This window comes from Streptomyces sp. NPDC039462 (genome assembly GCF_055639375.1).
Genome location: NZ_JBVKAO010000001.1, coordinates 2421667 through 2434691, shown reverse-complemented (window position 1 = coordinate 2434691; position 13025 = coordinate 2421667). Strand labels below are relative to the sequence as shown.

9 protein-coding genes are annotated in these 13025 nt (G+C 71.4%); 4 read left to right on the top strand and 5 right to left on the bottom strand.

All coding sequences use genetic code 11. The annotated features are described in order from the left end of the window. The first annotated feature begins 44 nt into the window (after positions 1–44). Positions 45–527: a hypothetical protein gene (locus ACZ7LU_RS10025; protein WP_471916336.1), complete on the top strand. Its 483-nt coding sequence runs from the start codon at positions 45–47 to the stop codon at positions 525–527. A gap of 13 nt (positions 528–540) precedes the next feature. Here ACZ7LU_RS10025 and ACZ7LU_RS10020 read toward each other — a convergent pair whose 3' ends face one another. From ACZ7LU_RS10020 to ACZ7LU_RS10005, 4 genes are all read right to left on the bottom strand, one after another. Next, complete coding sequence (locus ACZ7LU_RS10020) at positions 541–1344, bottom strand: phytanoyl-CoA dioxygenase family protein (protein WP_471916335.1); 804 nt, start codon at positions 1342–1344, stop codon at positions 541–543. Positions 1345–1454: 110 nt separating this feature from the next. Beyond that, positions 1455–2366: a glutaminase gene (locus ACZ7LU_RS10015; protein ID WP_398304800.1), complete on the bottom strand. Its 912-nt coding sequence runs from the start codon at positions 2364–2366 to the stop codon at positions 1455–1457. A 139-nt stretch (positions 2367–2505) separates the two neighbouring features. Further along, positions 2506–3444, bottom strand: a complete 939-nt coding sequence (locus ACZ7LU_RS10010) for an alpha/beta hydrolase (protein WP_471916334.1) — start codon at positions 3442–3444, stop codon at positions 2506–2508. A 94-nt stretch (positions 3445–3538) separates the two neighbouring features. Continuing rightward, the gene (locus ACZ7LU_RS10005) at positions 3539–6427 is read right to left on the bottom strand and encodes a helix-turn-helix transcriptional regulator (protein WP_471916333.1); all 2889 of its coding nucleotides are present in this window, start codon (positions 6425–6427) and stop codon (positions 3539–3541) included. A gap of 207 nt (positions 6428–6634) precedes the next feature. Between ACZ7LU_RS10005 and ACZ7LU_RS10000 the strand changes: the two genes are divergently transcribed. Continuing rightward, on the top strand, positions 6635–9472 hold the full coding sequence (locus ACZ7LU_RS10000) for an AAA family ATPase (RefSeq protein ID WP_471916332.1): 2838 nt from the start codon (positions 6635–6637) through the stop codon (positions 9470–9472). A gap of 11 nt (positions 9473–9483) precedes the next feature. On the opposite strand, the gene ACZ7LU_RS09995 is transcribed toward ACZ7LU_RS10000, so the two are convergent. After that, a complete protein-coding gene (locus ACZ7LU_RS09995) occupies positions 9484–9909 on the bottom strand; it encodes an SsgA family sporulation/cell division regulator (RefSeq protein WP_471916331.1) in 426 nt (141 codons plus the stop codon). A gap of 299 nt (positions 9910–10208) precedes the next feature. Between ACZ7LU_RS09995 and ACZ7LU_RS09990 the strand changes: the two genes are divergently transcribed. Beyond that, a complete protein-coding gene (locus ACZ7LU_RS09990) occupies positions 10209–11951 on the top strand; it encodes a pyruvate dehydrogenase (RefSeq protein ID WP_398304785.1) in 1743 nt (580 codons plus the stop codon). A 51-nt stretch (positions 11952–12002) separates the two neighbouring features. After that, entirely contained in the window at positions 12003–12878 is an 876-nt protein-coding gene (locus ACZ7LU_RS09985) for an alpha/beta fold hydrolase (protein ID WP_468559383.1), read from the top strand. The last annotated feature ends 147 nt before the right edge of the window (positions 12879–13025 follow it).

The window sequence follows — 13025 nt, the reverse complement described above, 5'->3', positions numbered from 1 at the left end:
AGGTCGGCCCGGATTGTCAGAGGCGGCAAGTAGCCTCAGGCTCCATGGGGATTCAGATCGATGTCGTGGTGAAGTATCCGGACGGCGACGAGATGGAGCGGGTGCTCGGGCTGGCCGAGGCGGTCGGCGAACCTGTCGCCGTCACGTTCGTGTGGGAGGGGGGTGCGGAGGCGGAGCGGGCCGTGCTGGTGCCCGCGGCCACGCTGGCGCTCTGGGAGCATTGGGCTCCCACGGCATACGCGATGAGAGACGCCGACAACTCCGGTGCCGAAGACGGAGCTGAGGCGCGGGAGCCGGAGCTGGCCCACCCCGCGGAGTTCGGCGCGTTCACGCTCTTTCGGCGTCGCGCGGGAGGGCGCACGGCGGTCGCTCGCGGAGGCGTGGTGGTCGCCGAACTGCTGGATCCCCACGAGGCGCACTGGCTGGACGAGCAGGCCCGCCACGTCCGCCAGGGCTTCATGGACCCGAAACAGAGGGCGGCGTTCGAGGAGTTCCTCTCCCGACAGCCGCCCGTCCATGAGCAGTGACGCGCCGACTCGATCAGTGACAGTGTCCGACGCCTCGGCGGATCGCGATCTCCACGGGAGAGTAATGGTCCCCGTCCGGACGCTCGATGCTCGGCCCTTGACCCGGCGCGGGAAGCAGCGGCGGCTGCGCCATGAAGCGGGGTTCGGCACCGTGGTGCGGCTGCGCGGCGTGGACGAGGAAGGGGTGGCAGAGGTAGACGTCACCGGCCCGGCCGGTGGCCAGGGCGAGCGGCCGGTGCTCGGTGGCGGGCACGGCACGCTCGGCGAGTTCCATGAAGGGCAGACCGCCCTCCTGCTCGGGTCCCAGGAGTGCGGCGACGTCCAGGTGGGACCCGACACGGATCCGGGTGGGCGCGTCGTCCTTCCCCACGTCGGACATGAGGAACAGCATCAGGAGCCACCGCCCGCGAGAGGCGACGTTCACCCGGTAGGACATGAAGTCGGCGGGGTCGTCTCCCGGGTAGCTCGCGTCGATGTGCCATCCGTCGTCGCCCGGGTCCCGGTCGCTGGGGAACCGCACGGGGAACGTACCGAGTCCGCTGAGAGGCGCCCAGCGCCCCTCACCGACGAGGGCATCGAACGCGGCGTGGAGGCGAGGCGAGTTGGCGGCTGCCCGGAAGGGCTCCTGCGCATAGGCGCCGAGCCGCACCACAGGGCTCTGCCACGTCGCCGGGTCGTCGGGCTCACCGTCGATGTCCTGCCACATGATGTCCCGGCAGGCCGCCGCGAGATCGCACGAGAAGGCCCCCTCCACATGGAGGAACCCCTTCTCCACGAACTCGGACACGTCGCCGTCGCTGATCACTGACTCACTCATGCTGTGAGCGTGTCATCGGGGAGAGGACACCCACCCGACAATTCCCGCACGGCTGCTGTCGGGCGGCACGGCTGCCTGTCAGGCGACCCGGCTCCTGTCGGGCGGCACGGCTAGAACACCGACCAGCCCGTCACCGTGGTGAAGTGGTCGAGCGCCGCCACGCCCGCCACGGAGTTGCCGTAACTGTCCAGGCCCGGGCTCCAGACGCACAGCGTGCAGCGTCCCGGGATGACCGCGACGATGCCGCCGCCGACCCCGCTCTTGCCCGGCAGGCCGACGCGGTAGGCGAAGCTGCCCGCCGCGTCGTACGTACCACAGGTGAGCATGACCGCGTTGACCTGCTTCGCCTCGCGCGCGGGCAAAAGGCGCGTGCCGTCGCCGCGCAGCCCGTGCCGGGCCAGGAAGGCCCCTGCGAGCGCAAGGTCGCGGCAGCTCATACGGATCGCGCACTGCCGGAAGTAGTGCTCGAGGACCGTGGCCACGGGGTTGTCGAGGTTGCCGTAGCTCGCCATGAAGTGCGCCAGAGCCGCGTTGCGGTCGCCGTGCTCGGCCTCGGAGGCCGCGACCACCGGGTCGAAGGCGACATCCGGGTTGCCGCTCTCCGTGCGCAGGAACTCCAGCATCGTCGTGGCGGCGTCTCCGGTGAGGCTCTGCAGCCGGTCCGTGACGACCAGCGCGCCGGCGTTGATGAAGGGGTTCCGCGGGATGCCGTTCTCGTACTCGAGCTGGACCAGCGAGTTGAAGGGGTTGCCGGACGGCTCCGTGCCGACCCGGTCCCAGATCCGCTCGCCGCCCTCCGCCAGGACGAGCGCGAGGCTGAAGGCCTTCGAGATGGACTGGACGGAGAACGGCTCCTGCCAGTCCCCCACCCCGTGCACCTCACCGTTGACGTCGGCGACCGCGATGCCGAACCGCTCGGCGTCCACGCCCGCGAGCGCCGGGATGTACTGAGCCACCTGACCGCGGCCCACCAGCGGCCGGGCGAAGGCGGCGACTTCTTCTAGAACGGCCTGGTAGTCCACAACAACCTGAGCTCTCTGCGTGTACGGCGCGGCCGTCTCGTCCTGAAAAGCCGCTGGTCCGGGGCTGTGTCGTCGACCGCGGCCACAGAATATCGTCCGGCGGGGACGTCCTCTTGTCCGGGATGTCGGGATGGCCTGTTCACCGCAGACGAGCGCGCAGGAACCTCCCGCCGAGCCGCACCGCCGCAAGCGTCGGCGGGCTGTCGCGCAGAGCGGTCAAGGACACGAAGTCGTGGACGGTGCCCTGGAAACGCGCCGCGGTAGCGGCGACACCGGCCTGGCGCAGCCGGTCCGCGTACTCCTCCGCCTCGTCCCGTGCGACATCGGCCTCCGCGGTCACGATCAGCGCAGGCGGCAGTCCCGCCAGCTCGGCCATGCTCGCACGCAGCGGGGCCGCGGTCGGCTCGTCCCGCTGGCGGGGTTCGACCGCGTACTCCCGCCAGTAGGACCGCACGGCATCCCGGGTGAGCTGGTATCCCGTGGCGAACAGCCGTTGCGACGGGCTGTCGCAGCGGGCATCGGTCAGGGGGTAGTACAGCAGCTGGGCGCGGAGCTCCGGGCCCCCACGCTCCCGGGCCAGCAGCGTCAGCCCCGCGGCAAGGGTGGCCCCGGCGCAGTCACCGGCGACCGCGAGCCGTTCGGTGTCGAGCCTGAGCGACTCGGCCTGTCCGACCGTCCAGTTCAGCAGGGCGTAGCACTCTTCGAGGGCGATCGGGTAGCGGCTCTCGGGTGTGCGGCTGTACTCGGGCACGACGGCCGCGACACCGGCTTCCCGCACCAGCTCGCTCACGAGCCACGCGTGGGTCTGCGCGTCGCCCAGCATCCAGCGGCCCCCGTGGGCGTACAGCATGGTGGGGGGCCGGCCCGTGACTCCGGTCGGCCGGAAGACCCAGAAGCCCACCAGGCCGGTGGGTCCGACGGGCGCCGCGTGAAACGTGGCAGCCACGTCGAAGTCGTCGATCCGGTCCCCCTGGGCCTCCTGCAACGCCTGGCGGGCGGTCGCCGGTTCCAGCTCGTGGAGGAAGGGTGGTGTCGCCGATGCGTCGACGAGCCGTTGCACCAGGGGGTCGAGAATCACGGGCCGCGGCTGCTCGGCGTGCCTCTCCCGGTCAGGCTCCGGCCGCATTCGTTCCGCCTCTCGCTCGGGCCCCTGGGTACGGGTCGTTCGCACGTCAGCTGTCGTGCAGGAGGCCCCGAAGTTGATGGCGGTTGCTGATGCCCAGCTTGGGATACACGTTGTAGAGGTGCGAGCCCACCGTACGCGGCGAGAGGAAAAGCCGTTCGCCGATCTCGCGGTTCGACAGGCCGGCCGCGGCGAGCCGCGCAATCTGGTGCTGCTGGGCCGTCAGCTCGGCAAGCCCCTCCGCCGAGGCCGAGGTGGCCGCGGAGGCGTCGACGGCGCCCGTCGCGCGCAGTTCGCCGCGGGCGGCTTCCGTGAGTTCCCTGGCGTCGAGCCGGGCCGCCGTCTCGAGCACCGCGGTCAGCTGTGCGCGGGCCTCCAGGGGCCTGCGGCGCCTGCGCAGCCAGATCGCGTAGTGCAGCCGGGCCCGGGCCCGTTCCATTGGCCAGGTGTCGCCCTCGGGGTTGACCAGAGCCAGCCGGAAATGGTGCTCGGGGTCCGCTGTGGCGTCGACGAGTGCCGCTGCGTGGTGCATCAGGAGCGTCATGCGGGTCGTCGGCCGCTCGCCCAGGCCCGCCCGCACCGCGTCGAGCACGCGCGCCGCCTCGCCCTTCCGGTCCACGCGCTGCGCGGCGGTGGCCAGCTCACCGACGGAGCGCGGGGGCAGGAAGGGGACGACTGGCGATCCGTCTGCACCGAACAGGGACCTGAAGTGGCGGAACGCACGCTCGGCATCCCCCAGGGCGAGCGCGTGCAGGCCACTGGCGCGCAGCATCCTGGCCCGGGTGGCGCGGTTCTCGTCGAGGCTGACGGAGCGCCAGTGCGAGCTGGTGAACGGGATGTCCGGCTGACTGTCGCCGCGCAGTGCGCGCAGCGTCACGTCCAGCGCCTCGAGGTCCATGTCGACACGTGGCAACCGGTGGACGACCGCCTCGGAGCGCCCTTCTTCGATCAGGGCCTGGGCCTCCGGCCACCGGCCCATGGCGATGAGGGTGTCCACGTGGTTCGGAAGCGTCCACAGCCGTGAGGCCCACGTCCGGTGGGCGCCGTGCAGTGTGCTCGCCTGCCGGTACATCTCCGCGCACCGCTCCGACTCGTCGGCGTAGTACGCCACCGAGGCGTGGGTCAGCAGCCGGGTGGGTGGAGTCGGGCCGGCATGCGTTCCGGCGTGCGGTCCGGACGGTGGGACCGGCGTCCGGCGAGTTCTGCCGCCCCCGCGGGCATGGGCATCGAGACCGACCGATACGTAGGTTTCCAGAGCAGCCAGGACACCGGGCCCGGTGAGTCCGGAGAACTCGCACGGGTCCACGCGTTCGGTGCCTCCGGCGGGTCCGGTGTCTCCGACGGGTTCAGTGCCTCCGGTGGGTGTGTCGCGTTCGGAGTGCTCGGCCCGGTTACCCCCCGCCCCGGGTGTCGCCCGGGCCAGCCGGCGTGCGTGGTCGAGCAGGCGGGGCAGCTCCTCCCGATGCTCCGGCAGACCCGACTGCTGGGCGATCGCCGCCACGAGCGCCGTGAGCGCGAACGACGTGGTGGCGGTACGCGGTGGAGCGTGCCGCGACGTGTCCAGCAGGAGCCCGAAGGCTTCCCTCTGGAAGGAGAGCAGCGACAGTGCGGCGGCCATGGCACAGGCCGCGACGCAGCGCAGGTCCGGGTCGCGGGCGACCCGGGAGAACTCCGCATACAGGTCACAGACCCACTCCGGGTCCCCGAGCATGCTCGCCGCCGTCATGGCCGCGGTGAGGCGACGGGCCCGGCCCGCGTCGTTCCCGCTGAGCCGCGCCGCTTGCTCCAGTGCCCTCGCCGCGATGTAGTGGTCTCCCGCGTTCGCGGCGTGCACGGCGGTCACGCGTTCCAGTGCGGCGGCGACCTCCTCGTCGGGACCCATCGCGGCGGCAGCCAGATGCCAGGCTCGGTACGCCGGGTTCTGGCCCTCCGCCGCCGCCAGGTCGCGGTGGGCCCGCTGCCGCAGCTTCGCAGGCACTCGTTGGAATGCCGCCGCGCGCACCAGCGGATGTCCGAACGCGAGGCGGCCGTCGGCGATGCGGATCAGCCCGCCCTCCTCCGCCGGGGTCCAGACGGTGAGGTCGTCGGTGTCCAAGGCCGCCATCACGACGCGGAGTTCCTCCTCCCGGAGTGCGGCCGAGGCGTAGAGCAGCGCGCGCTGTGCGTGATCAGGAAGGGCCTCCAGACGTGACGCGAACACCTGCGGGGCCGAGGCCGATCCGGCACCGGCGCGCGATGCCCGGTGCAGGTCCACGATCGCCAGCGGGTTGCCCTCCGCCTGCCGCAGCAGGTCCAGCCGGAGCCGCCCCCGGGGCGCGTCGGGCTGCGCGTCCAGGAGCCGGGCCGCTGCCCCGGCGGACAACGGCCCGAGCCTGAGGACGGGAAGATCCGCCGGGGCTCCGGACGGAGGGGCTTCGCCGCGTGCGGTGAACAGCATGGTCACCGCCTGGTCCGTGAGCTGCCGCCATACGGAGAACAGGACGTCCAAGGAGGCGTTGTCCCACTCCTGCACGTCGTCCACCGCCACCAGCAGCGGGTTCCTGCGCGTGAGGCGGGTCAGGAGTGCCAGCGTGGCGGCGCTCAGCGCACGTCGCTCCCGCACAGCTCCCACGCCCGGCTCGTACGAGGTACGCGGCACCGGCCCCCGGGCCCACGGAAACATGTCCGGCTCCTCGGACACCGGGAGCAGCAGCCGGTGCAGCGCGGCGAAGGGCGCCGGTTCCTGTCCGCCCGGGCCGCGCGTCGACAGAACCCCGGACCCTTGCGCCGCGGCCGACTCCGCGGCGAACCGCAGCAACAGAGACCTGCCGGTGCCGGTCTCCCCGAGCACGAGCAGTCCCTGCGGGCCGGACCGCGCGTCAAGGCACCGCAGGAGCCGGCTGACTTCCTCCTCACGGCCGATCGGCACAGCCGCGCGTCCCGCTTCGAACTCCGTCATCGCACTCCGAACTCGCCTTGCGGGCGGCTTCTTCCCACCCCCGCGGGAATGGTCCCAAGAGGGGGTACAGGCCGCTTCTGTCATGTGACCAGTCATGCGGGCCGAGCGCCTGGCAAGATGACATCAACGCTGTGAGCAGGTATTTCGCGGCTGACCCCGCACCACTGGGCGGTCCGGGGCAGCCGTGGGGGCGGGACTGGGGAGAACATGGACGTCGGCGCCGTGGAGGCACACACGCGGAGCATCCGCGGCAGGGCCCGTGAACGGAAGCGGATCGGCGGACTCGTCGACGCCGCGGACGGCCCGGGCGCGAAGGTGCTGGTGCTGACCGGTCAGCCGGGTGCCGGCAAGAGCACCCTGCTGGAGTACGCCGCCGACCTGGCAGCGGCGCGAGGAAGGCGGGTGCTCCGCGTGCGCGGCTGCGAGGGTGAGCAGAGCCTCGACTTCGCGGGAGTGCACCAACTGCTGCGCCCCGTACTCCGCGACCTCGGCCGGTTGCCGACGCGTCAGCGCGAGGCCCTACGACACGCGTTCGGTATGGACGACGGTGACGGTATCGCCCACGGAGCCGGCGGCACGGACGACGGTGACGACACAGGCGACGGGGCCGGGCAGCAGATCCCTGAGCCGCTGGTGATCAGATCCGGGGTGCTCACCCTCCTCTCCGAGGCGGCGACGGAACGGCCCCTGCTCATCGTCGTCGACGACGCCCAGTGGCTGGACGTCTGCTCCCTGGACGTGCTGGCGTTCGTCGCCAGGCGTCTCGAAGGCGAACGGATCGCCCTGCTGCTCGCGGCACGGGACGAGTCGGTGCCGGCGCGCTTCGACCGCGACTTCCCCCATCTGGCGACCGGCCCCCTCGACGGGGCGGAGGCAGGCCTTCTCCTGGACGACCAAGCGCGCCCGCCGCGCGGCAGGGCACGCGCCCAGATCATCGAACAGGCCGCAGGCAACCCGCTCGCACTCATCGAACTCGCCCAGGCCTTCGCCGAGGGGCGGGGCCTTCACAAGCCCGGTGCGGTCGACGCTCTGCCCCTCACCACCCGGCTCGAGCGGCTGTTCGCGTCCGAGCTGCCGGGACTTCCGCCCAAGACCCGGCACGCGCTGCTCCTGGCGGCGGCCGCCGGCACGGACCGGCTCTCCGATGTCCTGCACGCCGTGCCGGGCCTGGACGACCCCGAGGTGTGGCGGCCCGCCGAGGAGGCACGGCTCGTCCGGGTCGAGAACGGCGACGTCCGGCTGCGCCATCCGCTGATCCGCTTCGCGATCCACCAGGCCGCCTCCTTCGCCGACCGCCGTGAGGCCCATCTGACACTCGCCGCCGCGCTCGCACACGAGCCCGACCGTCGAGCCAGGCACCTCGCCGCGGCCGCGTTCGGCCCGGACGAGGAGGTCGCCGACGCTCTGGCGCAGAGCGCCGAGCGCTCCCGGCGGCGCGGCGGATACGCGGCAGCGGCCACCGCGCTGGAACGAGCGGCCGAACTCACCCCGGACACCGAGCGTCGCGCCCGGCGCCTGCTCGCCGCCGCCGTCTCCGCCATGTTCGCCGGATATCCCCAGTGGGTCGGCGAGATCGCGGCCCGGGTGGGCCCCCTGACGCAAGATCCCGAGCTGCTCGCCGAGGCCTCCCTGTGCGGAGGCTGGTCGCTGTCCGTCACCCTCCGCCATGAGGACGCGCTGCGCTTCCTGCTGCCGGTCGCCGAATCGATGGCCACCGCGGCGCCCGCCCTGGCGTTGGACGCGCTGGGGACGGCGGCGACTCCGGCGTACAACTCCGGTGACCCCTTCTACCGCGCCGAACTCCAGCGCGTCGGTGACCTGATCCCCTTGCAGCCGGACCGGAGCGACAGGCTGTGGGCCGAGGCGGTCGCCCACCCCTTCACGGAGCGGGAAGAGGCGCTGCGACGTCTGCGCGACGTGGCGGGCCCCTCCTGGGAGGGCCCGGTCTCGGACCCCACCACGCTCGGCGACCTCACCATGCTGGGGGCCACCGCCTGGATCCTGGACGAGACCGACCTGTCCGTACGGCTCCTCGGCCGGGCCATGGACCACTACCGTCCGGCTGCCACGGCCGGCGCCAACTGCACGGTCACGCAGGCACTCGCCCTCGCCCTCTTCGACAGCGGGGCATGGACGGCGGCCTGGTCCGCGGCCGAGGACGCCTACTCCCTGGCCGCGGAAGCCGGGGCGGAGAACGTCGCCGTGGGGGCGCCGATCCTCCAGGCCACGTTGCGTGCCGTCCGCGGTGACCACGCCGGTGCGCGGGAGCGGGCCGCAGCGGCCGTCCGCGGCGTCGAGCTGGGCAAGTCCCGCAGTCTGTACGTCCGGCACTGCCAGGCGCTCGGCATGGCGGCGCTCGCGGAAGGCGACCACGGAGCGGCATACGAGCACTTCCGGCACGTCTTCACGCAGGATTCCCCTCCCGTCCCCGTGCACCACCACGCTTCGCCCTACCATCTCGCCGATCTCGCCGCGGCCGCCGTGCGCGCCGGCCGGGCGGACGACGCCCGGGCCGTGCTCCGAGCCGTCGAGGACCACGTGGGCACGCCACGCTCCAGCCGCCTGGCCACGATCGTGCACCGTGCCACGGCGCTCCTGAGCCCACCCGACGACGCTGAGCCGCACTTCCTTTCGGCGCTCACCGACCCCGCCGGCGCGCGGTGGCCCTTCGAACGCGCCCTCGCGCAGCTGGACTTCGCCGAATGGCTGCGCCGTCGCCGCCGGGTTGCGGAGGCACGCCCGCTGCTCGCGAGTGCCCTGGAGGTGTTCGAGCGGCTCGACGCCCGCCCGTGGACCGAACGTGCCATCGCCGAGCTCCGCGCGGCCGGCGTGACCGTCGGGGCCTCCACCGCCCCGGAAGCCGTGGCCGGTCTGACGCCGCAGGAGCTGCAGATCGCCCAACTCGCCGCCGAAGGGCTGACGAACCGGGAGATAGGCGCCCGGCTCTATCTGTCCCCTCGCACCATCGGCTTCCACCTGCACAGGATCTTCCCGAAGCTCGGCATCACGGGACGCGGTCAGCTGCGGGACGCCCTCAGCCCTTGACCGGACCTCCGTCAGCCCCTTCCACCGGTGAGCTCGCTGATGGCGCGGTCGAGGTCCAGGTGGAGGTTCTCCGCTCCCTCGGGCACCAGCGCGAAGGTCCGCCGGAGAAACATGGCCACCTCCGGAACCGCCATTTCGACCAACGCCGTGCCGCTGGTGTTCCTCAGGACGATGCGCAGGGAGCTCCGATGGCAGCGGTCCCGGGGAATGACCAGCACGTCACCTGAGCCGGTCGGCCGGTGCAGTCCTTCAGTCATCAGCTTCCGGGCGAACACCCAGTCGACGGGTCTCGTCAGCGGTGCGCCCAGGGAAAGGCGGACGGCGTAGGGGTCCGTCATGTCGTAGTGCAGCTCCGCGGGCAACGGCGCGGGCATGCCCTTCGGAACGCTGACGTGCGCCGTCACCGCGTACGTGACTGTGCTGAGACGCTGATCCATGAATGCCCCAAAGAATGATTGCGGAAGCGGTTTTCTACGCCCGACCATAAATTTCGGTGGCTGGCACAGGTTGTCGCGGAACGCACGGAACATGGCCCATGAATGAACTGTGTTCCGGATCGTGTCTCCACGAATGCCACGCGAATTCGACCGGTGGTTGTCCAGCGCCCATGGGCCGAAAGCCGGGCGCTGCCGTGGTGCACTGCCGGGCCCCGAACAGTGCACGGAGGGACAACTGCTGCGCCCGGCTCCTCATTAGCGTGGCCACCGCCCCGTGAGCGACCATCCGAGGAGCACCCGTGCCCAAACAGACCGTTGCCGAGCAGTACGTCGACCTCATGGCCCGCGCCGGAGTGCGCCGCATGTACGGGGTGGTGGGCGACAGCCTCAACCCCGTCGTCGACGCCGTCAGACGGCACGACGCCCTGGAGTGGGTCCAGGTCCGGCACGAGGAGGTCGCGGCCTTCGCCGCCGGCGCCGAAGCCCAGCTCACCGGCAGGCTGGCGGCGTGCGCGGGGTCCTGCGGACCGGGAAACCTGCACTTGATCAACGGCCTGTTCGACGCCCACCGTTCGATGGCTCCGGTCCTCGCGCTGGCCGCGCAGATCCCCAGCCGCGAGATCGGAACCGGCTACTTCCAGGAGACGCACCCTGACCGGCTGTTCGAGGAGTGCAGTCACTACTCCGAGCTGATCTCCTCGCCCCGGCAGATGCCGCGGGTGGTGCAGACGGCGATTCAGCACGCGGTCGGGCGGCGTGGAGTGTCCGTCGTGTCGCTGCCGGGAGACGTCGCCGCCGAGAAGTCCCCGGTGGGCGGGGCCGAACTCGCGATGCCGCTGGACCGGCCGGCGATCCGTCCCGCCGACCATGACCTGACCCGGCTGGTGGAGCTGGTGGACGCCGCCGAGACGGTGACCGTGTTCTGCGGCCGGGGTGTCGCCGGTGCCCACGCCGAGGTGATGGCGTTCGCCGAGAAGGTCAAGTCCCCGGTCGGCCACGCGCTCCGGGGCAAGGAACACATCCAGTACGACAACCCGTACGACGTCGGCATGTCCGGACTGCTGGGATACGGCGCCGCGTACGAGGCCATGCACGAGTGCGACCTGCTGATACTCCTCGGCACCGACTTCCCGTACACAAACTTCCTGCCCCGGCACGTCAGAACGGTCCAGATCGACATCCAGCCCGAACGCCTCGGCCGACGCACCCAGTTGGACTTCGCCGTGTGGGGGGACGTCCGCGAGACGCTGCGGTGCCTGACCCCGGCCGTGCGGGAGAAGCCGTCCCGCCGGTTCCTCGACCGGATGCTGGACCGGCACGTCCACGCCCTGGAGGGCGCCGTCGGCGCCTACACCCGCGATGTCGACAAGCACACCCCCATCCACCCCGAGTATGTGGCGGCGGTCCTCGACGAAGAGGCCGCCGACGACGCGGTGTTCACCGTGGACACCGGGATGTGCTGCGTGTGGGCCGCGCGCTACCTCACACCGAACGGCCGCCGCCGCATCCTGGGCTCTTTCGTGCACGGTTCGATGGCCAACGCCCTGCCGCAGGCCATCGGCGCGCAGTTCCTCGACCGGACGCGTCAGGTGGTGTCGCTCTCGGGCGACGGCGGCTTCTCCATGCTGATGGGCGACTTCCTGACGCTGGTGCAGTACGGACTGCCCGTGAAGGTGGTCGTCTTCAACAACTCATCCTTGGGCATGGTCGACCTGGAGATGATGGTGGACGGGCTGCCGCCGTACGGCACCGGCTATCCGCACACGGACTTCGCGGCCATCGCCACGGCCGCCGGTGCGCGCGGCATTCGCGTCGAGAAGCCCTCGGAGGTGCGTGACGCGCTGCGTGCGGCCTTCGCCCATGACGGGCCCGCCCTGGTCGACGTGGTGACCGATCCCGACGCACTTGCGATCCCGCCGAAGATCACCTCCGAGCAGCTCACCGGCTTCGCCCTGTCGGCGAGCCGCACCGTCCTCACCGGTGGTGTCGGACGCATGGTGCACCTCGCCCGCGCGAACATCCGGAACATGCCGCGGCCATGAGAGACCGGGACCAGCCCGGCAGCCCCATCCCCCCGAACCGACTGGACACACATGGAAGACCCGACCGGCACGACACATCACACCGCCGTACTCAACGGGATCAGGCAGCACTGGGTGACCGCCGGGCAGGGCCCGCCCGTCTACCTGCTGCACGGCTTCCCCGAGACCTGGTACGGCTGGCGCAAGCAAATACCCGTACTGGCCGAGCGATTCACCGTGATCGCTCCGGACCTGCGCGGCTACGGAGACACGGAGAAGCCCGCCTCCGGCTACGACAAGCGGACCATGGCCAATGACATCGTCGCGCTGATGGACCATCTCGGGCACGAGAGGATCGCCCTCGTCGGCCACGACCGCGGAGCGCGCGTCGGCACCCGGTTCGCCAAGGACCACCCCGGCCGGATCGACAGGTTCGTGGCCATGGACAACATCCCCACCCGGATCATCGCCGATACCTACGACGTGAGCCTCGCCCGGCAGGGGTACTGGTTCTTCACCTTCCTCGGCGTGCCCGACCTTCCCGAGGCGCTGATCTCCGGCCGTGAGGAGATCTGGCTCACCCACTTCTACCGGAGCTGGTCGTACAACCCCGACATGCTCACTCCGGAGGAGATCGCCGTCTACGTACGCGCCTACCAGCAGCCGGGCGCGGTGCGCGGATCCTGCATGGACTACCGAGCCGCACCCCAGGACGTCGCCCAGGACCGGGAGGACGCCGACCAGCTCATCGACTGCCCGGTGCTGACCCTGTGGGGCGAGGACTTCAGCGCCGTCGGACAGGCATACGACGTCCTGGACGTATGGAAGGGCATCGCTCGCGACGTCCGCGGCGTGCCCATCGCCCAGTGCGGGCACCTCTGCCAGGAGGAACGCCCCGACGTCGTCAACCGGGAACTCCTCGACTTCCTGGCCGACTGGAACGGCTGACCGGGACGCCGTATCCCGGTCCCGGCCCCGGGAAGAGCGCGCCCGCCGACGTGGACACGCTCAGGCCACAGACAGGGCGCTGACAGACAAACACCCCGGCCGGCCGTCCCTAGAGTTGCTCACATCCGGTCAGCGCATAACGCACGC